17 protein-coding genes, 3 rRNA genes and 3 pseudogenes are annotated in these 22620 nt (G+C 61.2%); 9 read left to right on the top strand and 14 right to left on the bottom strand.

The genetic code is table 11. From position 1 onward, the window contains the following. Positions 1-29 precede the first annotated feature (29 nt). The 4 genes from OMP40_RS23295 to OMP40_RS23280 all read left to right on the top strand — a co-directional run bounded on the left by OMP40_RS23295 (position 30) and on the right by OMP40_RS23280 (position 3524). Entirely contained in the window at positions 30-767 is a 738-nt protein-coding gene (locus tag OMP40_RS23295; protein WP_277535028.1) for a ThuA domain-containing protein, read from the top strand. A 184-nt stretch (positions 768-951) separates the two neighbouring features. Further along, positions 952-1656, top strand: a complete 705-nt coding sequence (locus OMP40_RS23290; protein ID WP_420872033.1) for a futalosine hydrolase — start codon at positions 952-954, stop codon at positions 1654-1656. Next, positions 1653-2501, top strand: coding sequence for a 1,4-dihydroxy-6-naphthoate synthase (locus OMP40_RS23285; protein WP_277535026.1), 849 nt, complete (start codon positions 1653-1655; stop codon positions 2499-2501). Before OMP40_RS23290 ends, OMP40_RS23285 begins: the two co-directional genes overlap by 4 nt. Positions 2502-2705: 204 nt before the next feature. Then, positions 2706-3524: an AraC family transcriptional regulator gene (locus OMP40_RS23280; protein ID WP_277535024.1), complete on the top strand. Its 819-nt coding sequence runs from the start codon at positions 2706-2708 to the stop codon at positions 3522-3524. Between the two features lie 75 nt (positions 3525-3599). Here OMP40_RS23280 and OMP40_RS23275 read toward each other — a convergent pair whose 3' ends face one another. The 4 genes and pseudogenes from OMP40_RS23275 to OMP40_RS23260 form a co-directional block, all read right to left on the bottom strand. Continuing rightward, positions 3600-4199, bottom strand: coding sequence for an aminotransferase class I/II-fold pyridoxal phosphate-dependent enzyme (locus tag OMP40_RS23275; protein WP_277535022.1), 600 nt, complete (start codon positions 4197-4199; stop codon positions 3600-3602). Between the two features lie 67 nt (positions 4200-4266). After that, positions 4267-4617 (bottom strand): annotated as a pseudogene (locus tag OMP40_RS23270) (aminotransferase class I/II-fold pyridoxal phosphate-dependent enzyme); the annotation flags it as partial. 107 nt (positions 4618-4724) lie between these two features. Beyond that, entirely contained in the window at positions 4725-6512 is a 1788-nt protein-coding gene (locus tag OMP40_RS23265) for a glycosyl hydrolase family 95 catalytic domain-containing protein (RefSeq protein ID WP_277535020.1), read from the bottom strand. Then, positions 6433-7128: a glycoside hydrolase family 95 protein gene (locus OMP40_RS23260; RefSeq protein WP_277535017.1), complete on the bottom strand. Its 696-nt coding sequence runs from the start codon at positions 7126-7128 to the stop codon at positions 6433-6435. The genes OMP40_RS23265 and OMP40_RS23260 overlap by 80 nt, the downstream gene beginning before the upstream one ends. Before the next feature lie 140 nt (positions 7129-7268). Between OMP40_RS23260 and OMP40_RS23255 the strand changes: the two genes are divergently transcribed. Further along, positions 7269-8309: an LLM class flavin-dependent oxidoreductase gene (locus OMP40_RS23255; RefSeq protein ID WP_277535015.1), complete on the top strand. Its 1041-nt coding sequence runs from the start codon at positions 7269-7271 to the stop codon at positions 8307-8309. Positions 8310-8334: 25 nt separating this feature from the next. On the opposite strand, the gene OMP40_RS23250 is transcribed toward OMP40_RS23255, so the two are convergent. Together OMP40_RS23250 and OMP40_RS23245 are read right to left on the bottom strand one after the other, a co-directional pair. Continuing rightward, complete coding sequence (locus OMP40_RS23250) at positions 8335-9246, bottom strand: hypothetical protein (protein ID WP_277535013.1); 912 nt, start codon at positions 9244-9246, stop codon at positions 8335-8337. Next, positions 9239-10519 (bottom strand): M48 family metallopeptidase, encoded by a 1281-nt coding sequence (locus tag OMP40_RS23245; protein ID WP_277535012.1) that lies wholly within the window; start codon positions 10517-10519, stop codon positions 9239-9241. The genes OMP40_RS23250 and OMP40_RS23245 overlap by 8 nt, the downstream gene beginning before the upstream one ends. A gap of 127 nt (positions 10520-10646) precedes the next feature. On the opposite strand from OMP40_RS23245, the gene OMP40_RS23240 reads away from it, so the two are divergent. Together OMP40_RS23240 and OMP40_RS23235 are read left to right on the top strand one after the other, a co-directional pair. Further along, positions 10647-10811, top strand: coding sequence for a hypothetical protein (locus OMP40_RS23240; RefSeq protein WP_277535010.1), 165 nt, complete (start codon positions 10647-10649; stop codon positions 10809-10811). Positions 10812-10926: 115 nt separating this feature from the next. After that, on the top strand, positions 10927-11028 hold the full coding sequence (locus tag OMP40_RS23235) for a sporulation protein YjcZ (protein WP_217596084.1): 102 nt from the start codon (positions 10927-10929) through the stop codon (positions 11026-11028). A 95-nt stretch (positions 11029-11123) separates the two neighbouring features. Here the strand turns inward: OMP40_RS23235 and OMP40_RS23230 are convergent, their stop codons facing one another. The 4 genes and pseudogenes from OMP40_RS23230 to OMP40_RS23215 all read right to left on the bottom strand — a co-directional run bounded on the left by OMP40_RS23230 (position 11124) and on the right by OMP40_RS23215 (position 14557). Next, positions 11124-11726, bottom strand: a complete 603-nt coding sequence (locus OMP40_RS23230; RefSeq protein ID WP_277535008.1) for a response regulator transcription factor — start codon at positions 11724-11726, stop codon at positions 11124-11126. Continuing rightward, positions 11723-12868, bottom strand: a complete 1146-nt coding sequence (locus OMP40_RS23225) for a sensor histidine kinase (RefSeq protein WP_277535006.1) — start codon at positions 12866-12868, stop codon at positions 11723-11725. Before OMP40_RS23225 ends, OMP40_RS23230 begins: the two co-directional genes overlap by 4 nt. Then, complete coding sequence (locus tag OMP40_RS23220) at positions 12865-13623, bottom strand: ABC transporter permease (protein WP_277535005.1); 759 nt, start codon at positions 13621-13623, stop codon at positions 12865-12867. Before OMP40_RS23220 ends, OMP40_RS23225 begins: the two co-directional genes overlap by 4 nt. A 42-nt stretch (positions 13624-13665) precedes the next feature. Beyond that, positions 13666-14557, bottom strand: a pseudogene (locus OMP40_RS23215) (ABC transporter ATP-binding protein). Between the two features lie 224 nt (positions 14558-14781). Here OMP40_RS23215 and fabV point away from each other — a divergent pair. Beyond that, a pseudogene (gene fabV, locus OMP40_RS23210) lies at positions 14782-15972 on the top strand (enoyl-ACP reductase FabV). A gap of 147 nt (positions 15973-16119) precedes the next feature. Here the strand turns inward: fabV and OMP40_RS23205 are convergent. Continuing rightward, the gene (locus tag OMP40_RS23205; RefSeq protein ID WP_277535003.1) at positions 16120-17139 is read right to left on the bottom strand and encodes an SGNH/GDSL hydrolase family protein; all 1020 of its coding nucleotides are present in this window, start codon (positions 17137-17139) and stop codon (positions 16120-16122) included. A gap of 154 nt (positions 17140-17293) precedes the next feature. Between OMP40_RS23205 and OMP40_RS23200 the strand changes: the two genes are divergently transcribed. Beyond that, positions 17294-17452, top strand: coding sequence for a hypothetical protein (locus tag OMP40_RS23200; RefSeq protein WP_158543922.1), 159 nt, complete (start codon positions 17294-17296; stop codon positions 17450-17452). A gap of 353 nt (positions 17453-17805) precedes the next feature. On the opposite strand, the gene rrf is transcribed toward OMP40_RS23200, so the two are convergent. From rrf to OMP40_RS23185, 3 genes are all read right to left on the bottom strand, one after another. After that, positions 17806-17922, bottom strand: a 5S ribosomal RNA gene (rrf, locus tag OMP40_RS23195). Positions 17923-18103: 181 nt separating this feature from the next. Continuing rightward, positions 18104-21157 (bottom strand): 23S ribosomal RNA (locus OMP40_RS23190). A 289-nt stretch (positions 21158-21446) separates the two neighbouring features. Further along, positions 21447-22620: ribosomal RNA gene (locus OMP40_RS23185) — 16S ribosomal RNA — on the bottom strand; the annotation flags it as partial.

Raw genomic sequence — 22620 nt, 5'->3', positions numbered from 1 at the left:
GAATACGAGGATCGGGAGGCAGCATCTAAATGGCACAGCGCATCAGAGTCACGGTTTGGAACGAGAACCGCCACGAAAAAACGAACGAAAAGGTACGCGAGGTATATCCGGAGGGCATTCACGCCGCGATCGGGCAAGGGCTCGGCACGGATGCGTTCGAGGTACGCTACGCAACGCTCGACGACGACGAGGAGCACGGCCTGTCCGAGCAAGTGCTGAGCGAGACGGACGTCCTCTTCTGGTGGGGACATATGGCGCACGGCGACGTCAAGGACGAGATCGTCGAGCGCGTGCACGGGCGCGTGCTGCGCGGCATGGGACTCATCGTGCTTCACTCGGGTCACTTCTCCAAGATCTTCAAAAGGCTGATGGGCACGTCCTGCGATCTCAAATGGCGCGAAGCCGACGAAAAGGAACGGATCTGGGTCGTGGCGCCCAACCATCCGATCGCCGAAGGCATCGGCGAGTATATCGACATCGAAGCCGAGGAAATGTACGGCGAGCACTTCGACATTCCGGCGCCGGACGAGCTGATCATGGTGAGCTGGTTCGAGGGCGGCGAAGTGTTCCGCAGCGGCTGCACGTTCCATCGGGGCCAGGGCAAGATCTTCTACTTCCGCCCGGGGCACGAGACGTATCCGACCTACTACAACGAACAGGTGCGCCGCGTGCTCGGCAATGCCGCCAAGTGGGCAGCGCCTTCGACGCGCGAATATCCGAAGTACGGCAACCACAAACCGCTCGAAGCGATCAAGCCCAAGTCCTGATCTATGCGCTTAAAAGACAGTCCCGCCGGTTCGCGCCGGCCGGGCTGTTTTTTTACTGCTGTTTTTACAGCTGTTGTTTATCGGAAGACTTGGTCCCGGGCGTCCCTTCACTGCCGGGGGCAACTACGGTAGAATAGAACGATGCCTCCGTGACGGGACATGAACGATATGGGACGAAATGGAGATGAGAAGAATGACGGAATTGACGGGTCATCCGGGGAAAACGAGATCTCCCTCCGAAGCCCGCATCCTTGTTATGACCGCCGTAGAAGCCGAACGGGACGCGGTGCTCCGCGGCCTGGACGGCGACGGCCGCTTCGAGGTGCGGCTGTGCGGCGTCGGACCGGCGAGCGCCGCCGCCCGTACGGCCGTCGCGCTGGGAAGCGGCGACCCCTGGACGCTCGTCGTGAGCGCCGGCATCGCGGGCGGGTATCCCGAGGTGGCGCCCGTAGGCACGCTCGCGGTCGGCACCGACGCCGTCGCCGCCGACCTTGGCGTCGAGACCGCGGAGGGCTTCGCTTCGGTCGAAGAGCTCGGCTTCGGCGCCTCGAAGCTGGCGGCCGACGCCAAGCTCGCCGAAGAACTGCTGCAGGCGCTCAATCGGGCCGGCCTGGTCGCCGCCTCGGGCCCGATCGTGACGGCGTCGACTGCGACCGGCACGGCAGCGACGGCGGCCGTTCGCTCCGCGCGCGTGCCCGGCGCCGTGGCCGAGGGCATGGAGGGCTACGGCGTTGCGATCGCGGCTACTTACGCGGACAAGCCGTTTATCGAATTGCGGGCGATCTCGAACGCGGTGGGTCCGCGGGATCGCGACGCCTGGCGCATCGGCGACGCGCTGACTGCGCTGTCCGCCGCGTTCGCTATTTTGAAGGAGGTCGAACTGAATTGAATATCGCGTATTCTCCTTGTCCGAACGATACGTTTGTGTTCCATGCATGGTCGGCGGGTCTTATCCCCGGCGCGCCCAGCCTGAACGTGACGTACGCCGACATCGACATCACCAACGGCTTGTCCGAAGGCACGGAAGGCCCCGAGGTGATGAAAATCTCCTATGCGGCGCTGCCGTGGACGCATCCGGATTACGCGCTTGTGCCTTGCGGAGGCGCGCTCGGCCGCGGCTGCGGACCGCTCGTGCTCACGGCCGGCGGCGCTGCGGACGGACAACCCGATCCCGCCCTGCTGTCGGGCAAGACGGTAGCCGTTCCGAGCGAGCGCTCGACCGCCTATCTGCTGTTCCGCTTGTGGGCGTCCCGGAACGTCCCGGGGGGCGTCGGACGCATCCTGGTCATGCCTTTTCACCAGATCATGCCCGCGGTGCAGCGCGGCGAGATCGACGCGGGCCTCGTCATCCACGAAGCCCGCTTCACCTACAAGCAGTACGGCCTTGCGATGCTGCAGGATCTGGGCAGCTGGTGGGAGCGCGATACGGGCCTGCCGATCCCGCTCGGCGCCATCGTCGCGAAGCGTTCGCTCGACCTGGAGGCGGTGGCCGGGTGGATTCGGGCTTCCGTCGACTATGCATGGGCGAATCCCGATGCTTCGCGCGAATATGTGATGTCGCACGCGCAGGAGCTGTCGCCCGAAGTGGCCAAGTCGCATATCGACTTGTACGTGAACGGCTTCACCCGCGATCTGGGCAGGGACGGCTTCGCGGCCGTCGACGCGCTGCTCGGGCGCGCCGCCGCGGAAGGCCTCGTGCCCGAATCGCGCGTGGCGGCGCTTCGTCTGCGTTAGCCCGCTTCGTCTGCACAGCGGCGCTTCGTCTGCGCAGATGCCGAACGCTCGCCAACCATTTCGCACGCCAAACGGCCGCGCACGTCCTTTATGGACGTTTGCGGCCGTTTTTTTTGTGCGGAACGGCGATTCACATGGCCGTCTGGCGTGTATGTACTAAACAGCTAAACAGGCTGCGATGCGCAGCAACTGGAGGTTATGCGAGTGGCGTCAAGCAGGTCTCAAGTTCCCTTCGAGGCGGTCAAATCGGCGGTCGCAGGTTCTGCTACGTATGCGTCGGGGGGCCGGTTCGGGCCGCGCAGGCAGCGCGATTTTGAGCTGTTGCTGCTGGACGCGGGCGAGATGCGCGTCACGATCGACGGCGCGCCTCAGCAGGTCAAAGCCGGACAAGCCATCTTGTTGAAGCCGGGACACGTAGAGTCCTTCGATATAACAGGCAACGACGTGACGCGGCACAATTGGGTCGCCGTGCAGATCGACAAGCGTTCGCTCCCTGGCGGAGATGCGGGCGAACCGCCCGACGTATGGCCCGTGTCGCCTGAAATGAATAAACTCGTCGAACTCATCCTCACCGTGCAGAACGAACTGCCGAGCGACGGGGCGATCATGCGAAGCCTCGGCGCAGCCGTGCTCCGGCTCCAGCCCGAGGCGGACGGCGCGGCGGCGGAGGGCATCGAAACTTCGCCCGCCTCGCCCGCCGTGGAACGGGCTTTGGCCTGGATCCGGTCGCACTATGGCGGCGAGATCAAGCTGAGCGACCTGGCCTGGGAAGCCGGGGTGACGCCCGAGCATCTCGTGCGGCTTTTCAACAAATACGAGCATGAGACGCCGATCCATTATGTGTGGCGGTACCGGACCGAGCGGGCCGTCGAGCTGCTCGAGCATACGGGACTGCCGGCCGCGGAGATCGCGCGCCAGTGCGGGTTCAAGACGCCCCATCATTTCTCGCGCACGCTCAAGCAGATCACGGGACGCACCCCGTCGGAGATCCGCAGGGCCAGCTGGAACGGCGAAGAGCTCTAGCCTTCGCCCGCTTCCGCATGGCCGGCCTCGGCGCTGCCTGAAGCCCGGACTCCGAAGAGCGCTTTGGCGATCCGGTCAAGACCTTCCTCCAGAATCTCGCGCCGGGTCGCCAGATTGATGCGGATGCGTCCTTCTCCCTCGCTGACGAACGCACCGCCCCCCGCTCACGGCGACGCGCGCTTCGTCCACCAGCAGACGGCCCAGCTCGGCCTGGCTCAGACCGAACGGACGCAGATCGACCCACAGCAGATATGTCGCTTCCGGCACGTAGACGAACGCTTCGGGCAATCGTGCGGCGAAAAACGCGGCCGCGAACGACGCATTTTCGCGCAAGTACGCCAGGCATGCCTCCAGCCATTCTTCCCCTTCCCGGTAAGCCGCTTCGGCGCCGGCGATCGACAACGGATTCGGACTCCGGTAACCGAGCGCTTGATCCAGCCCTTTCCGAAGCGTCTCGTCGGTCGCCACGGCGAACGACGTATGCAGTCCCGCCAGATTAAACGTCTTGCTCGGCGCGATGAACGTCACGGTACGCTCCGCCATCCCGGGCAGCGACGCGATCGGCTTGTGGACGCCCGCCAGAATCAGGTCCGCATGAATCTCGTCGGACGCGACCGTTACGCCGTAGGCGCCGCATAGCTCCGCGAGCCGGTTCAGCTCCTCCTCCTCCCACACGCGTCCGGTCGGATTGTGCGGGCTGCACAGAAGCAGCAAGCTTCGCTCCCGTCAGCCGCAGCTTGGCCTCCAGGTCCTCGAAATCCATCGTATACCTGCCTTGCTCGATTTTTAACGGATTCAGCACCAACTCCCGCCCCTGGCCGGTCACCGCCTCGCCGAAAGGCCCGTATACCGGCGGCTGCACCACGACGCTGTCGCCCGGCTGCGAAAAAGCATGTACCGACGCCTTGAGAAGCGTCACGACGCCCGGCGCGAACAGCAGGTCGCTCGTGGCGACCTTCCATGCGAATCTCCGGTCCAGCCAGCCCGCCACCGCCTCGAACAACGAAGCCGGCAGTTCGGTATAGGTGAACAACCCTTCGTCCACGCGGCGCCTTAGCGCGTCCACGACGGGCGCGGGCGCCTCGAAGTCCATGTCGGCGACCCAGAGCGGCAGCAGATTTTCTCCCTTGAATAGGCGATCCGCTCCGGACCATTTGAACGAATCCGGGCGCCGAAGCTCCACTTTTTTGTCAAACCGGTTCATAGCATCCCCTCCTGTTCGTCTTGCCGGCCGCGGGCGGGCTTGCCCAGCCTGAACGATTGACCGGCGACCGCGAGAAATGTCAGGCGGCCGTCCTTCTGCTCGAACGGCACGGCTAGGCCCGCTCCGTCCTCGAACGCGGCCGATTCGCTCCCCGGCAGCCTTACCGCGCAGTAGCCGTCCCGGTCGGCCGCGATGCGGACCTCCGTCCAATCGCCGTCACGCCAATCGATATCGACGCGATAGCCGCCCCGCGCGCGCAAGCCGCGCACGCTGCCGTCCGGCCACGCCGCGGGCAGCGCCGGAAGAATCCGAAGCTCGCGCGCATGGCTCTGCAGCAGCATCTCGGCGATGCCCGCCGCTCCGCCGAAGTTGCCGTCGATCTGAAAGGGCGGATGCGCGTCCAGCAGGTTCGGATACGTGGACTTCGCCAGCAGCTGCGCGACGTAGCGGTGCGCTTCTTCGCCGCTGCCGAGCCTTGCCCACAAATTGACGAGCCAGGCGCAGCTCCAGCCGGTATGTCCGCTGCCCGCCGCCAGACGGAGCTCAAGGCTGCGGCGAACCGCCGCTGCCAGCTCGGGCGTGCCGATGCGGTCGATCTGCTCGGCCGGATACATGCCGTACAGATGGGAGAAGTGCCGATGGCCCGGCGACTCCTCCTCGAACTCCTCCGACCATTCCAGCAGTTGCCCCTTGCTGCCGATCCGGAACGGCTCGATCCGGTCCAGCGCGTCCTGCAGCTCGGGCCGCCACGCTTCGTCCAGGCCCAGCTCCGCGCCGGCGTCGATCACGCTTTGCAGAAGTTCGGACAGAATGGATAGATCCATCGTCGTGCCCGCGGAGAGGGCGCATTCTCGGCCCTGTTCGTCGAGGAACAAATTTTCGGGCGTCGAGGCGGGCGAGGTGACGAGCTTCCCCGAACCGTCCGGCACGAGCCAATCGAGCGCGAAGCGCGCCGCCTCCTTCATGATCGGATAGAACCGCTCCGCCAGCGCTGCGCGATCGCCGCCGTACAAGTACCGCTCCCATAGATGCCTGCAAAGCCAGGCCGCGCTCATCGGCCAGAGCGACCAGCTGGCGGAGCCTTCCACCGGATTCGCCCTGCGCCAGATGTCCGTATTGTGATGCGACGTCCAGCCCCGCGCCCCATAATGAATTCGCGCGGTCTCCTTGCCTTTTACGCTTAGCTCGCCGATCAAGTCGTACAGCGGCTCGGCCAATTCGTGCAGATCGAGCGCCTCGGCCGGCCAATAATTCATCTGCGTGTTGATATTGATCGTATAATTGCTACGCCACGGCGGCGTCAGATGGTGGTTCCAGATGCCCTGAAGGTTGGCGGCCTGCGTGCCGGGCCGCGAGCTTGCGATGAGCAAATATTTCGCGTAATGAAAGTAGAGCTCGACCAGCCGGGTGTCCGCGCCGCCAACGCTTAAACGCGCGAGGCGCTCGTCCGTCGGCAGCGCGGCCTGCTCGTCCTCGCCTGCGGCGCACAGCCGAAGATCGGTTCGGTCGAAAAAAGCGCGGTACGAATCCGCATGCCTTTCGATCAGCGCATCGTACGGCATCGGCGAGACGTCCGCCAGCTGCTGCATACATCGTGCGACGGGGTCCGGTCCCGCGGCGGGATCGCTGTCGTACCCGGCGAAGCTCGTGGCCGCCGTCAGCAGCAGCGTCGCCCGCGACGCGCCGGATACGCGGAGGCGGCCGTCATCCCCCCGTCTCGGCCCGACCGTCCGTATCCACGACGCGAATGGCGACGGCGAACGAGGTTCCCCGACCCGGCGCATAGACGATCTCCGGAGCGATGGATACGGGCGCGCGGCCGCTCAGCGCCAGGCTGCCTCCCTCCATCTGCGACGTCTCGGAAGGGTGCGGGGTCTCTAGCGATGCCGTGAAGCCGAGCGCGCCCGGCCTGCTGGCCGTCAGCCGCACGACCAGCGCCTTCTCGGTCGCGGAGACGAACGTTTCCCGCGAGAAGGCGACGCCGTCCTCATCGTAAGACACCGTGTGCAAAGCTTGCGAGAGATCCAGCTGCCGCACGTATCCGGAAGGCGCTTCGGGCAGCAGCGCATCCACGTCGATTAGCAGATTGCCCAGGGGCTGATAAGCTTCCGTATCGACGCTCAGCATATTCGCTTCGGCAAGCTGCTGCGCTTCCCAATACTTTCCTTCGGCGATCAATTCACGGCAACGCGCCAGATGCGGCAGCGCGCCGTGGTTGTTCGTGTCCGCCGGCTCGCCCGACCAGAGCGTGTCTTCGTTCAGCATCAGCCGCTCGCGCCGCGGGTCCCCGAACACCATCGCGCCGATGCGCCCGTTGCCGATCGGCAGCGCTTCGTTCCAATCCAACGCGGGCCGCTTGTACCAAAGCGTCCGCGCTCCGTCTTTATTCATGCGTAACATTCGTTTTCCCTCTTTTCGATTGCAGCCTGTTCCGGCAACCTGCCGGACGAATACCTCCATGCTATCAGAAGGGATCGGGAATGTGAACGCCTATTTGGATACGCTGCGGTATAATGGAAGGATAGATCGGAGGGTTGTGCGTGTACTTAAGCATATTGGACCAGGCGCCGCTCGTCGCCGGCCAGAGCCCTGGCGACGCGCTGCGGTGCTCGGCGGCGCTCGCGCAAGCCGGCGAACGCCTCGGCTATTCGCGCTACTGGCTTGCCGAGCATCACGGACTCGGCGGGCTCGCTTGCTCGACGCCCGAAGTCATGCTCGGCATGATCGGCGCCGTCACCTCGCGCATTCGGATCGGGGCAGGCGCCGTCCTGCTGCCGTATTACAAGCCTTATAAGGTCGCGGAGACGTTCCGTCTCCTGGCTGCATTATTCCCGGGACGGATCGATCTCGGCGTCGCCAGATCTCCCGGCGGTCCCGCGGAGATGTCGATGGCGCTGTCGGACAACTACCTCGAGCGCGCGCTGCGGATGCCGGACGACTTCGCGGCGCTCGTCGGCTACCTGAACGGCGAAAAACCCGGTACGCCGGGAACGGGTCGCGGGGATTACGATCGCGCGGCGATCGCAGCCGAAACAGACCGTCCGCCGACGGGCAGCGCCTGCGTCGGGCCCGTGCCATGGGTGCTCGGCACGAGCGTCAAAAGCGCGCGCCTGGCGGCCGCGCACGGCACTGGCTATGCTTACGGCTATTTTATGAATCGCGAAAACGCGCGCGAAGCGATCGCCGCCTATCGCGACGGCTTCGACGGGTCGCGCGGAGATCGCCCTTACGTGGTGCTGGCCGTGTCGGTCGTATGCGCAAAGACGCGGGAACGGGCCGAAGCGATCGCCTGCGGGGTGAAGGCTTGGCGCTTGCTGGCCGGTCAGGGCCGTGGGGACACGGGCATTCCCGGTCCGGCCGAAGCTGCGCGCCTGCTCGGCGAGTCGGGCAAGGCGGCGGTGGACGATCCCGACGCCGCGCATGCCATGATCGTCGGCGGGCCCGAGCAGGTTCGCGACCGGCTGCGCGCCCTGCGCGAGACGTACGGCGCGGACGAGCTCATGATCGTTTCTTACGCGCACGACTTCGCCGACCGCGTTCGCTCTTACGAGCTCATCATGGAAGCCTGCGCGGAAGGCTAACGCGCTCGTTCGGTCAGCCGCTCCGTCAACCAGGGCCATAGCGCCGCGAGCGTCTCTTCCATGTTCGTTCGGCCCTCCTCCGAAAGGTAGGGGGGAACGGTCGCGAAAATAATCGGCATGTCCGCCGGCGATCCGGACGGCGGCGCGGGCGCCCGGCGCATGAAGATCGCCCCGCCAGCCCGGCAGCAGCCTGCCTGCGTTCCTGCCCCAACCGCCGAAGGATCCGATCCGGCAGATCGGATCCGCCGTCTTGCTCGCGGCAGGCATGCCCGTCCGTGCCGATGCAGGCGTCTTCGAACGGTTCGCCGCGCCGCGCGACTCCAGCGTCCGCTCCGACTGTACGTACAGCACCGCGTCCCGCAGCGGTCCGGGGATGCGGCACTTCGGCGAACCGATCATGACGACAGGGCTCGGCAGTCCCCCCTTCGCGCGCAAGCAGCAGCCCGGACGCATGCACGGCAGCCACTCCGCCGGCGCTGTGGCCGACGAATACCGCAATCTCCTTTCGTCGATCGGACGTGCGCTCCCCGTTCGCAGCTAACGCATGATCCGTTTGTACCGCACCCGTTTCCGCTTCCGCTTTTTCGCGGCGCCGCCCGGAATCCGATCCGCCCATGTCTCCTTCCGGTTCGGACCGGTCCCGATCCAGCGCTACCAACGTGCGGCCTCCGCCGATGGAACGCCCGTATCTGCGATACGGAAGCATGATGTCGAAGCGGGCTTCCCGAATTTGCGGCAGCAGCCGTCTGTGCCAGTCGCCGTAAGGAAAGAGCACGCGGCTTCGTACCTCGCATCCGAGCGCGGACAAACGCGCGGCGAGCGTCCCGTTCAATCCGTCGAGGAAGCGTGGAGCGCTTCGCACGCCGTTGAGTACATACAATCGCAGCAGCAAGCCATCGCTTTCGATGCCGTGCATCGTTTCTCTTGCCTCAATCATCCTGCTCCTCCCCGTGCGCCGCCGCATACCGCTCGGCCTGCGCGATCCGCGCCATGTCGCTCGGATGCGTCGATCGCAGCCACTTGACCAACAGCGGCGGATTCACGTCGCTCAGCGCGGCGACCGCCAGCTTTTGATGCATCGTCACCGCGCCGTCGGCCGTTCCTAGCAGGTCGAGCGCGTACCGGTCCGCGGCGGCCTCGGCTTGTCTGGACACCGCGTTCGAGATCGGCAGCGCCGCGAAATTCAGCGCGGACAGCAGCAGCAGGATGAGCGGCAGCGCGTTCATGTCCGTGGCGCGGTGAATCCCCCACGCTTTGCCCTTCGTCCGGACGACGACATTGTAGATGCGGCCGCCGATCCAGAGCAGGGCGAATGAACTGCCTATCGCGCCGACCGCGCTCCATTCCAGGTGATGCTTGACGTAGTGGCCCATCTCGTGCGCCATAATCTGCATGATCTCCGGACGATCCAGCTTGGCGATCGCCGTGTCCCACAGCACGATGCGAAGCGAGCCGCCGATGCCGGATACGTAGGCGTTGATCGCGTTCGTCTTGCCGGACATATGCACTTCGTACACCCGATCCGCGGGAATATCGGCCTTGCCCGCCAGATCCAGAATAGCGGCCTCGAGCGCGGGATCGGACAATTCCGCGAACTTGTCGTAGAGCGGGTCGATGACCACAGGCTGGACGTACATCATGAACAGCGTAAACGGCACGGACAGAAGCCATAGACGAAGCCACCACCGTCCGCCGCGTGACATGACCCATCGGGCTGCGGCGTACACGAACGCCACCGTAACGTATCCGATCATGAAGTCGATTCCCCGGTCCTCCAGCCAGCCCCCTGCAGTCTGCGTCGAGATGCCGTAGCTGCGCGATACCGAGTAGCCGGCAATCTTCAGCGGCAAATAAAGCAATGTGGACGCCGCATAGACGAGCATTACGTAAAAAGGCAGGCGCAGAAAAGCCGGCAGCTTGCTTTTGTCGATCCGCGCCTTCCAGGCGCGCGACCAGCCCCCGGTCAGCAGGAACAGATAGATCGCCCATTGCCAAGGCCAGCTGAAGAAAAAAAGGCCGTTTCGGATGGCGTTCAGCGTCGCGCTCTCGCGGAGCTGATCGGCCGAATAAAAAAGAGAAGGGTCGGCAGCGGTGCCTCTGTATGCTTCCGGTACCGCAATCGGCGACGTATACCCAACGTACAGGAGCACGATCGCCGCGCAGCCTGCCAACCACAAGCCGTACGTTCGAAGCTGCGAGCGGGTGGACATGTCGTCTCTCCTTGCCGGTCGTTTTTCTTCATCATAAAAGCTGGCCGTCCCAATTGCAAAAAAAGAACGGAACCCCCTATGATCGTATCAACAACATTCAATCGCCAAATACCGGAGGTTCCGCCGCATGCAGACGCACCCGCTTCAATTCGTCATATTCGGAATATTAATCGTTGTTTTCGGCGTCGCCGACCTCATCTTCTTGAATCCTTACGTCGGCGCCGTTCTCGTGATCGCCGGCATCGCGCTGGCCGTCTACGGCTGGCGGCGGGTAAGGGCCTCCAAGAAATAGCGGCCGCCCCGGGCATGAAATCGATCCGTATAGGCTATAGCATAAGCCGATCTCCGCGATCCACATACACTGACTGAGCAATGAGCATTTAACCTCGGACACGGTGGTGATAGCGATGGGATATCCGGTTGAAGGCGGCGGCTATGGCAGCGGCGCGGCGTTCGCGCTCGTTATGTTCGTTTTGCTCGTCATCATTCTGCGGGTCGGCTTTTTCTAATCGATCCGGCCAACGAAAGAACGGCCTTGAAGGGGAGCCATTCGCCCTTCAAGGCCGTTCGTGCGTCATTCGCAGACGCGCGCGCCACGGCGGTATCAGCCAAGCCAGCCGTTGCGTTCCGCGATCAGCGTCGCTTCGATTCGGTTTTTGGCGTCCAGCTTCTGAATCGCCTCGGACAGATAATTGCGCACCGTGCCGTGCGACAGGAACAGCCGCGACGCGATCTCGCCCGCCCCAAGCCCCGCGCCGGCCAGCTTCAGTACTTCCCGCTCCCTTTCGGTGAGCGGATTTTCGGCTTCCCAAAGCTGCATGGCCAGCTCCGGGCTGACGGCGCGCCCGCCGCCATGGACCGAGCGCAGCGCGGCGCCCAGCTCGTCGATCGGCGAGTCCTTCAGCAGGAAGCCTTTGACGCCGGCCCGCATCGCGCGCTGAAAATAGCCCGATCGCGAAAACGTCGTCAGGATGACGACCTTGCAGCCATGCTTCGCTTCCTTTATCCGTTCCGCGACGTCAAGCCCGGTGAGCTTCGGCATTTCAATATCCATTACGCACAGATCGGGGTCGAGCGTTTCGATCATGCGAAGCGCCTGCTCGCCGTCGGCCGCTTGTCCGACGACCTCGATGTCGTCCTCGAGATCGAGCAGCGCGCTCAGCGCGCCCCGCAGCATCCCTTGATCCTCCGCAACGATCACTCTCACGCGCCATTCGCCTCCTCAACTCCTGTTTTTTCCACGAGCGGCAGCTTAATGACGAGCTGCGATCCCATCCCCGCCTGCGAACGCCATTCGAGCTCTCCCTCGATCAGGCGCAGCCGCTCCCGCATGCCTCTCAGCCCTGAGCCGCCTGTCGTCTCGGCACCGCGACCGGACGCGCAGCCGCGGCCGTCGTCGCTGACCGTCATCGCGATGCCCGCGTCGAATTTGACCCATTCGATGGTGCACGAAGAAGCGCCGCTATGCTTGACCGCATTCGTTATCGCCTCTCGCAGGCACATGGCCATGATGTTGTCGACGAGCGGCGGCAAGCCGGCAAGATGTTGTTCGCCGCTCGCCTGCAGCCGGATGCCCGCGGCCTGCAGCAGCATCGACGCATGCGCGGCCTCCTCCGTCGTCGTTGCCGCATTCATGCCGGATACGAGCTCGCGCAGCTGCTTCAGCGCCGCCCGGCTCGTATGTTGCACGTCACGGATCTCCGACGCAGCGCGTTCCGGACTTTTGGCGATCAGCCGCTCGGCCAGCTCGCTCTTCAGCGTGATCAGAGACAGCGTATGCCCGAGCGTATCGTGGAGATCGCGCGAGATGCGCTGCCGCTCCTCGCTTTTGGAGAGACGGGCGATCTCGTCGTTGGCCAACGACAATTTGTTTTTAAGCTCGTTCGAGCGCCTGGTCATCTGCATGCCGAGCGGCACCGTCAGCATGATCAGCATCGCAGGCAAATATTGAAAGATATCGTTCTCGTTTTCATACAAGCCGTAATAAGCCGCGACCGTTCCAAGCAGCGCCAGCATGGCGCCCATGCCCGCGATTCGTTTCCACTTTTCTTTGAGCGTGCCGACGAGCGGCGACGGATAGAAGGTGAGAAAAACGAAGTTTTCCCCGAACTTCCAACAGAAGACGCCGACCATCGCGAGCAGCAGCAGCGCAGCCGTAAATCGGAAACGCGGCGCCCTGAAGCTGAACAGATAAGTGCCGACGAACAAGCTGAGCAGCAGCAGGCTGGGCAGCATTTGCGCGATCGGCATCTGGAGTATCGTCTCGAGCGGAAATGCCAGATACACGAGCCAAATAAGGGAAAAATAAAGGGTCGGCCCGTTTCGCGCCTGCCCGCTTCGTTGCTTCATGCTACACCGCTTCCTGCTTTTTCATGATATAGGACGATATTATCACGAAAACGAGCGCATAGGCAGCCAATATTCCGAAGCCGGCCCATTCGGGATGCCCGCCCCCCTACGAGATTCCAGGCGCCCTGGCCGACCCGATAAGTCGGGAGCCATTTCGCGATATTTTGCATGATCTGCGGAAACGTAGCGGTCGGCACCCACAAACCTCCCATGACGGACATGCCCAGATATAAAATCATGCTCAGCACCTGAACCGCGTCCGCGTTGCGCATCGAGCCGACGAGCGTAGCGAGCGCCATGAAGGCGAAGCCGCCAAGCCAGATCCACAGCCCGCTCTCCACCCAGACCGCCGCGGACAGATCGATGCCTTTGGATAGGCCTGCGACCGAGAAGACGAGCACGATGATCACCAGGTTGATCAGCGCTTGGGCGACGATCTTGGACAGTACATAGGAGCCCGAAGGCAGCGGCGTAATTCGCAGCAGGCGAATCCACCCTTGCGCCCGTTCTTTGGCGATGCGGGGAGCGAACGAGGTGAGGCTCGCGCCGATGACGCCGTAAGCCGTCATGGACATGAGATAATAAGGGATCCAGTCCGTGCCGTCGACCGTGGCGTCCGCGTTCATCGTGCCGGTGAAGATAAAGAATAAGGCGATCGGCATCATGACCGAGAAAATGACGAACCGCTTGTTTCTGGCCGTGCGCAGCATTTCCGATTTGCATTGCGCCCAGGTGGCGCGCGCCGTCTGATTCATAGGAACAGCTCCTTCAATAATGTTGTAAACGGGACGCTCACTTTATTCAGCCTTGCTCACGAGCGCCTGGAACGCTTCTTCCAGGCCGCCGCTGCCGATCTCGATATCGCGCATATCCGTACGCCTGCCGATCAGCTCGGCGATAAGCCGATCCGTATCCTCGCTCATCAGCTTCACGCGCCTGCCGCTTCGGCTTAGCTCCTTTACGCCCGGAATCGCCCGCAGCTCCTCGTCGCTTGTCCGTTCGCCGGCCGTAAACGAGATGACGCGCCCAGTCGTGCGGGCTTTAATCTCGCTCGGCGAACCGTCCGCGACGATCCGGCCGTCGCTTACGACGACGATCCGGTCCGCGATGCTGTCCGCTTCCTCCAGGTAATGCGTCGTCAGCACGATCGTCTTGCCGCGGTCGGCCATCTTCCGCACCGTGTCCCAGAACAGCTGGCGCGAAGTGACGTCCATGCCGACGGTCGGCTCGTCAAGGAACAGCACCTCCGGATCTCCGGCTAGTGCGAGAGCGAAGCCGAGACGTCGCTGCTGCCCGCCCGAGAGCGCCGTAGCCATCTTCCCCCCGTTCCGCTTCGAGCGCGGAGATCCGGAGCAGATCGGCGAGCGGAAGCGGCTTGTCGTAAAAGCCGCGGAACAGCTCGATCGTCTCGGATACCTTCAGATTGTCGATGACGCTCACTTCCTGCAGCATCGCTCCGATTCTTTTCCGCACGCCAGCCTCCCGGGGATCGCCTCCGAGCAGCCTGACCTTCCCTTCCGTCGGCTGCAGCAAGCCGAGGATCATCGAGACCGTCGTTGTCTTGCCCGCGCCGTTCGGCCCTAGCAAGGCCAGCACGCTGCCTTTGGATACCGTAAGCGACAGTCCGTCTACCGCGCGTTTGCCTTTATATACTTTGCTGACCCGTTCGAGCTCGATGACTGGGTTCATTCTATCTTCCTCCATTCGTCTGACCGCTAGAATCAGTGTATCGTTTGGAAAAACGTTCATGCATTCACAACCGTAATCTTCCCGGCATGACAACTGTCATATGTAATCGGGATCGTTTCGCTTTCCCCAGCCTTCCCTTCCCCCGTCCGAATTAGGTACAATAGGGAAGTCGGACCAGCACGACTCGTCCTCCTATTCTATATGGCAAAGGAAAATGCGAACCCATGATCATCCAACCGAAAACCCGCGGCTTTATCTGCACGACCGCGCATCCGGACGGCTGCGCCATCCAGGTTCAGCGTCAAGTGGAATACGTAAAAGGCAAGCCCGCCGTCAAAGGCCCGCGCAATGCGCTCGTCATCGGCGCTTCGACGGGCTACGGCCTCGCTTCCCGTATCGTCGCCGCCTTCGGCGCCGGCGCGAACACGATCGGCGTCTACTTCGACAAAGCCGCCGAAGGCGCCCGCACGGCCTCTGCCGGCTGGTACAACTCGGCCGCCTTCGAAGAAGCGGCTTCCGAAGCCGGGCTGAAGTAGTTCAGCATCGTCGGCGACGCCTTCTCCGACGAGATCAAGGACAAGACGATCGCCACCATCCGAGATGAGCTGGACCAGGTCGATCTCGTCGTCTACAGCGTCGCATCGCCGCGGCGGACGCATCCGAAGACGGGCGAGACGTTTTCCTCCGTCATCAAGCCGCTGGGCGGCACCTACACGAACAAGACGGTCAACTTCCACACGGGCGAAGTGTCGCTTGCCTCGATCGAGCCCGCCACCGAGGACGAAGTGCGCCAGACGGTCGCCGTCATGGGCGGCGAAGACTGGGAGATGTGGATCGACGCGCTTCGCGATGCGGGCGTGCTGACCGAGGATGCGACGACCGTCGCGTACACGTACATCGGGCCGGAGATCACGCATGCCGTGTACCGCGAAGGCACGATCGGACGCGCCAAGGAAGATCTCGAAGCGACCGGCCTTCGCCTGAACGATCGGCTGTCCGCGACCGGCGGACGCGCTTTCGTCTCGGTGAACAAGGCGTTGGTCACCCAATCGAGCTCCGCCATTCCGGTCGTTCCGCTTTATATTTCCGTTCTGTATAAGGTAATGAAGGAAAAAGGACTTCACGAAGGCTGCATCGAGCAAATGTACAGACTGTTCTCCGAACGGCTGTACGGCGGCGGCGAGACGGCTGTGGACGAGAAAGGCCGCATTCGCATCGACGATTGGGAAATGCGCCCGGAAATACAAGCCGAAGTGGAAAAGCTGTGGGCGGCGCTTTCGACGGAGAACGTGTACGCGCTGTCCGATCTGGAAGGCTACCGCAAGGAATTTTTCCAGCTGTTCGGCTTCGAGACTGGCGCCGTCGATTACGACGCGGATGCCGAGCCTGACGTAGCCATCGCGAATTTGCGCTAGACGAGAGAGGGAGCCCCGCGTTGGGCTCCCTTTATTTTGCGTTATACGATGACGCCGACAAAGGCAAGATCGAAGCGCGTGCCTGCGCAGTCCGGCTTGTTGCCGTGCACGACCTCAAGCTCGACCTCGTGTCTGCCGCTAGACAGACTATCGGCGAGCGTCTCCAGCTTCAGCCATCCGGCCGGTCCGCACCAGTCCGGGCGCTCCCTGGACGATACCTGCCACTCCCCGCCGTCGATCCGATATCGGCATTCGGCCGACAGCTTGCCGAAGTCGAACGCCAAAGCGAGCCCTCTCCCCCTCGAACGAAAAAGCGAGCTTGGCTTCGATCGCCGACGTCGACAGCGCGCGGTCGATCCATTCCAGCGTCACCCATCGCTTGATCGTCCAGGGACCTTCCGTTCGGATCTCCTCGAACGGCACGAATGAGACCTGCTGCCAATGCCCCGGATCCAACGGCTCCGGCAAGCTGGAGACAGCGTTGGCGACGCTGGCCGCGGGCGCTTCACTCGTATGCGCAAGCGCCGACCGCAAATAGCCGATGACGCTCTCGCCATAGCTGAAGCTGCCCCGCTCCGTCGGATGAAGACCGTCCGGGAGCCATTCTTCCCAGCGAAGGAACCCGGCCTTTACTTCATTAAACGCATGCAGCCCCATCCATACCGAACTCAGCGCATAATGCTCCGCCAGCGCCTCGAACTCCTCGATGCTTGGCGGCATTCGCCCTTCCGACATCGGTTCGTACATGTCCTGGCAGTAGGTATAGACCAGCACGACATCGGTCGTCCCGCTCGCAAGCAACTGTCTGAGCAAGCCTTCGCGCGTTTTTTGCCGGCGTTCGGTCGCTACCCCGTTATCGTTCACCGCGAACTCCACGAAAACGAGGTCGCACCCCCGATCGATCAGGTCCCGCTTGGCGCGAAAGCACGCCAGATCGCTCCCCGTCGCTCCGATGCCCGCATTCTCCACGGCAATTCTAGCGTCGGGACAATTGGCGACCAACCAGCGCGAGACCGGCTCCGGCCAATTGTGTGCGCCTCGTCCGTCCGTGATCGATCCGCCGATAAAGCCGACCGTAAGCCCGCCCTCCACCAGTTTCCGCTTCGTATTCGACAATGCTCCGCGAACGCGAACGACTTCTTGTCTGCTTGCTGCTCCCCGCTCCACTTGACCGCTTCCTCTCTTATGTCCTGCTAGACGTTATTTTAACAGCACTTCGCTTAATGGCAACCGGCATTATTGCGTTTTTTACTTCAATTTTGTTTAATCTCTCGAATTTGGGTAATAGAAGATATCCCCTTACGATATGGAGGTCATCACAATGGTACTCGTACTCGGAATCCTAGCAGTCATCGTAGCCATCGTACTTTGGTTGGCCAAGGCAGCGGTCGAATTCGTCTGGTCGTTCGGCGGCATCGGCCTGATCGTCCTGATCATCGGTCTCGTCCTTCTGTCCCGCGGCCGCAGAAACGCATTATAACGACTCACACTACTTAGAAGAAGCCGCCGGCGCATGCGCCGGCGGCCTTTTCGTGTCTTTTTTTGACGCTTGCCGTTTGCGGACTCCAGGTCCGTTATTTCCTTTTCTTTCCCCATTTTCGCGAGTCTCCGGACCCAGTTGCCGCTATTCGCACGGTCGGGGGCGATTTCAAGCGACTTCGGCGCCAATAACGACTTTCCGGTCCGCAACTTACGCAAAACGATGGATATCCGCATAATAACGGCCACTGAGTCCGCTAACCCATCCGAAGCCGCGCGTCCCGCCCATAACGTTCGCAAAACACAAAAGAAAACCACCCTCCGAAGAAGGTGGTTCGCTTTGTCCTGCTATTGGCCTGGCGACGTCCGACTCTCCCAGGACCCTGCGGTCCAAGTACCATTGGCGCTGGAGGGCTTAACGGTCGTGTTCGAGATGGGTACGCGTGGGACCCCTCCGCCATAATCACCAGACCTGTTGTGCAGCGAAGCGCGCAAACGGTGTAGCCTGTTCAGGCTTAACCTCCTGTTTGGCATAAGCCAACCAGCTTGGCAGCTTCACAGAGCTTGCGCCCTGAAAACCGGATGCGAAACGAATTTGCGCTAGAAATGCTCTTGCCTGTGCGGCTTGCCGTTTGTTCCTCGGAAGGAACGGTAGGATAAGCCCTCGACCGATTAGTACTCGTCAGCTACACATGTTGCCATGCTTACACCCCGAGCCTATCAACCTGGTGTTCTTCCAGGGGTCTTACATACTGGGAAATCTCATCTTGAGGCGGGCTTCGCGCTTAGATGCTTTCAGCGCTTATCCCTCCCGCACTTGGCTACCCAGCGATGCTCCTGGCGGAACAACTGGTACACCAGCGGTGCGTCCATCCCGGTCCTCTCGTACTAAGGACAGCCCCTCTCAAATTTCCTACGCCCGCGACAGATAGGGACCGAACTGTCTCACGACGTTCTGAACCCAGCTCGCGTACCGCTTTAATGGGCGAACAGCCCAACCCTTGGGACCTACTTCAGCCCCAGGATGCGATGAGCCGACATCGAGGTGCCAAACCTCCCCCGTCGATGTGGACTCTTGGGGGAGATAAGCCTGTTATCCCCAGGGTAGCTTTTATCCGTTGAGCGATGGCCCTTCCATTCGGTACCACCGGATCACTAAGCCCGACTTTCGTCCCTGCTCGACTTGTAGGTCTCGCAGTCAAGCTCCCTTATGCCTTTGCACTCTTCGAATGATTTCCAACCATTCTGAGGGAACCTTGGGGCGCCTCCGTTACGCTTTAGGAGGCGACCGCCCCAGTCAAACTGTCCGCCTGACACGGTCCCTTCACCGGATTCACGGTGACAGGTTAGAACCTAGATACGATCAGGGTGGTATCCCAACGGCGCCTCCATAGAAGCTTGCGCTCCTACTTCAATGGCTCCCACCTATCCTGTACAGACCGTACCCAAGTTCAATATCAAGCTACAGTAAAGCTCCATGGGGTCTTTCCGTCACGTCGCGGGTAACCTGCATCTTCACAGGTACTAAAATTTCACCGGATCTCTCGTTGAGACAGCGCCCAAGTCGTTACGCCATTCGTGCGGGTCAGAATTTACCTGACAAGGAATTTCGCTACCTTAGGACCGTTATAGTTACGGCCGCCGTTTACTGGGGCTTCGGTTCACAGCTTCGGGTTGCCCCTAACCGCTCCCCTTAACCTTCCAGCACCGGGCAGGCGTCAGCCCGTATACTTCGCCTTACGGCTTCGCACAGACCTGTGTTTTTGCTAAACAGTCGCTTGGGCCTATTCACTGCGGCCCCCTCGGGCTATTCACCCTACCGAGGCACCCCTTCTCCCGAAGTTACGGGGTCATTTTGCCGAGTTCCTTAACGAGAGTTCTTCCGCGCGCCTTAGAATTCTCTTCTCGCCTACCTGTGTCGGTTTGCGGTACGGGCACCTTTTCCTGGCTAGAGGCTTTTCTCGGCAGCGTGAGCACGGAACCTTCGGTACTGTAATTTTCCCCTCCCCCATCACAGCTCAAGGTATTAGTGTGCGGATTTGCCTACACACACCCCTTACTGCTTGGACGAGCTATTCCATCAGCTCGCGTTCTTGCCCTCCTGCGTCCCCCCATCGCTCGTAACGGATTACGGTGGTACAGGAATTTCAACCTGTTGTCCTTCGACTACGCCTTTCGGCCTCGCCTTAGGTCCCGACTTACCCTGAGCGGACGAACCTTCCTCAGGAACCCTTAGGCTTTCGGCGGACAGGATTCTCACCTGTCTTTTCGTTACTCATACCGGCATTCTCACTTGAATGCAGTCCACCGGTCCTCTCGGTCCGACTTCTACCCGCATTCAACGCTCCCCTACCCAAGTCGTAGTCTCTCCCCCCCCCCGCGGGGGGGTTGTTTGCCGGCGCCGTTTTGGTTAATCTTTTTAAACAACCTTGGCGGGTGTTTTTGAAAAAATGCCCCGGCGTTCCAACAAAACAAAGTGAAGACTACGACATGCCATAGCTTCGGTGGTGTGTTTAGCCCCGTTACATTTTCGGCGCAGAGTCACTCGACCAGTGAGCTATTACGCACTCTTTAAATGGTGGCTGCTTCTAAGCCAACATCCTGGTTGTCTTCGCAACTCCACATCCTTTCCCACTTAACACACACTTGGGGACCTTAGCTGATGATCTGGGCTCTTTCCCTCTTGACGACGGATCTTAGCACTCGCCGTCTGACTCCCGAGCATACATCCATGGCATTCGGAGTTTGACTGGACTTGGTAACCCTTGGCGGGCCCCGCACCCAATCAGTGCTCTACCTCCATGATGCTAAATCTCGAGGCTAGCCCTAAAGCTATTTCGGGGAGAACCAGCTATCTCCGAGTTCGATTGGAATTTCTCCCCTACCCCCACGTCATCCCAGAGCTTTTCAACGCTCACGAGTTCGGGCCTCCAGTAAGTGTTACCTCACCTTCACCCTGCACAGGGGTAGATCACCCGGTTTCGGGTCTACGACTACGTACTCAAGCGCCCTATTCAGACTCGCTTTCGCTGCGGCTCCGTCTCTCCGACTTAACCTCGCACGTAAACGTAACTCGCCGGTTCATTCTACAAAAGGCACGCCATCACCCCTAGATCGGGCTCTGACTTCTTGTAAGCGCACGGTTTCAGGTTCTTTTTTCACTCCGCTCCCGCGGTGCTTTTCACCTTTCCCTCACGGTACTGCTTCACTATCGGTCGCCAGGGAGTATTTAGCCTTGGCAGATGGTCCTGCCGGATTCCCACGGGGTTTCTCGTGTCCCGCGGTACTCGGGATCCGTCTCGGAGGGAGCAGACTTTCGGCTACGGGGCTTTTACCCTCTATGCCGGACCTTTCCAGATCTCTTCGCCTAACCTGCTCCTTTGTAACTCCATGTGAGACGTCCCACAACCCCTGAGAGCAAGCTCTCAGGTTTGGGCTAATCCGCTTTCGCTCGCCGCTACTGACGGAATCACTCTTGTTTTCTTCTCCTCCAGGTACTTAGATGTTTCAGTTCCCTGGGTGTGCCTTCTCATGAGCTATGTATTCACTCATGGATGACTGGGCATGACCCCAGCCGGGTTTCCCCATTCGGACATCCCCGGATCAAAGCCTGCTTACGGCTCCCCGAGGCAATTTCGCTGTTCGCCGCGTCCTTCTTAGGCTCCTGGCGCCTAGGCATCCTCCGTGCGCCCTTAATAGCTTAACCTAACGCTCCGAGTTGTCGATGTCACTGCGTTCTCCGATCAACCCGCCAACCTGCTTGCGCAGTCCGGCCGATCCTCGAAAGGCTGTTCCATTCGACATCTCTTCGCTCTCAGCAAAGTCTACACAAGGCATTGTAGAGAATTTCTAATTTGCGCATTTTCGTTTCGCTATCCGGTTTTCAAGGTGCAAGCAAGTGATCGTAAGATCAGCTTGCTGAAGGATTTCTCCTTCAAAACTGAACTCGAGCGTTAAAGCCACGGACTTTCGTATTGCCCCGAAGGGCTCCTTAGAAAGGAGGTGATCCAGCCGCACCTTCCGATACGGCTACCTTGTTACGACTTCACCCCAATCATCTACCCCACCTTCGACGGCTGGCTCCCTTGCGGGTTACCCCACCGGCTTCGGGTGTTGTAAACTCTCGTGGTGTGACGGGCGGTGTGTACAAGACCCGGGAACGTATTCACCGCGGCATGCTGATCCGCGATTACTAGCAATTCCGACTTCATGCAGGCGAGTTGCAGCCTGCAATCCGAACTGAGACCGGCTTTGGTAGGATTGGCTCCGTCTCGCGACTTCGCTGCCCGTTGTACCGGCCATTGTAGTACGTGTGTAGCCCAGGTCATAAGGGGCATGATGATTTGACGTCATCCCCGCCTTCCTCCGGTTTGTCACCGGCAGTCGATCTAGAGTGCCCACCCGAAGTGCTGGCAACTAAATCCAAGGGTTGCGCTCGTTGCGGGACTTAACCCAACATCTCACGACACGAGCTGACGACAACCATGCACCACCTGTCTCCTCTGTCCCGAAGGAAAGGCCTATCTCAGACCGGTCAGAGGGATGTCAAGACCTGGTAAGGTTCTTCGCGTTGCTTCGAATTAAACCACATACTCCACTGCTTGTGCGGGTCCCCGTCAATTCCTTTGAGTTTCAGTCTTGCGACCGTACTCCCCAGGCGGAGTGCTTAATGTGTTAACTTCGGCACCGAGGGGTGGACCCCCCCAACACCTAGCACTCATCGTTTACGGCGTGGACTACCAGGGTATCTAATCCTGTTTGCTCCCCACGCTTTCGCGCCTCAGCGTCAGTTACAGTCCAGAGAGCCGCCTTCGCCACTGGTGTCCTCCACATCTCTACGCATTTCACCGCTACACGTGGAATTCCGCTCTCCTCTTCTGCACTCAAGTCTCCCAGTTTCCAGTGCATCACGGGGTTGAGCCCCGCACTTAGACACCAGACTTAAAAGACCGCCTGCGCGCGCTTTACGCCCAATAATTCCGGACAACGCTTGCCCCCTACGTATTACCGCGGCTGCTGGCACGTAGTTAGCCGGGGCTTCTTCTCAGGTACCGTCATCGAACCAGCAGTTAACTGGCCCTTATTCTTCCCTGGCAACAGAGCTTTACGACCCGAAAGCCTTCCTCACTCACGCGGCGTTGCTCCATCAGGCTTGCGCCCATTGTGGAA

It is taken from the genome of Cohnella rhizosphaerae, from assembly GCF_029525575.1.
GTDB lineage: Bacteria > Bacillota > Bacilli > Paenibacillales > Paenibacillaceae > Cohnella > Cohnella rhizosphaerae.
The sequence above is the reverse complement of the archived record's forward strand: the minus strand, read 5'-3'. Positions and strand labels throughout refer to the sequence as shown.

Excerpts from the sequence above, each read along its gene's own strand:
- OMP40_RS23240 (WP_277535010.1), top strand. The coding sequence starts at position 10,647 with ATGCAGACGCACCCGCTTCAATTCGTCATATTCGGAATATTAATCGTT.
- OMP40_RS23200 (WP_158543922.1), top strand. The coding sequence starts at position 17,294 with ATGGTACTCGTACTCGGAATCCTAGCAGTCATCGTAGCCATCGTACTT.
- OMP40_RS23220 (WP_277535005.1), bottom strand. The coding sequence starts at position 13,623 with ATGAATCAGACGGCGCGCGCCACCTGGGCGCAATGCAAATCGGAAATG.
- OMP40_RS23225 (WP_277535006.1), bottom strand. The coding sequence starts at position 12,868 with ATGAAGCAACGAAGCGGGCAGGCGCGAAACGGGCCGACCCTTTATTTT.
- OMP40_RS23265 (WP_277535020.1), bottom strand. The coding sequence starts at position 6,512 with ATGCGCCGGGTCGGGGAACCTCGTTCGCCGTCGCCATTCGCGTCGTGG.
- OMP40_RS23290 (WP_420872033.1), top strand. The coding sequence starts at position 952 with ATGAGAAGAATGACGGAATTGACGGGTCATCCGGGGAAAACGAGATCT.
- OMP40_RS23235 (WP_217596084.1), top strand. The coding sequence starts at position 10,927 with ATGGGATATCCGGTTGAAGGCGGCGGCTATGGCAGCGGCGCGGCGTTC.
- OMP40_RS23245 (WP_277535012.1), bottom strand. The coding sequence starts at position 10,519 with ATGTCCACCCGCTCGCAGCTTCGAACGTACGGCTTGTGGTTGGCAGGC.
- OMP40_RS23260 (WP_277535017.1), bottom strand. The coding sequence starts at position 7,128 with ATGTTACGCATGAATAAAGACGGAGCGCGGACGCTTTGGTACAAGCGG.
- OMP40_RS23295 (WP_277535028.1), top strand. The coding sequence starts at position 30 with ATGGCACAGCGCATCAGAGTCACGGTTTGGAACGAGAACCGCCACGAA.
- OMP40_RS23250 (WP_277535013.1), bottom strand. The coding sequence starts at position 9,246 with ATGATTGAGGCAAGAGAAACGATGCACGGCATCGAAAGCGATGGCTTG.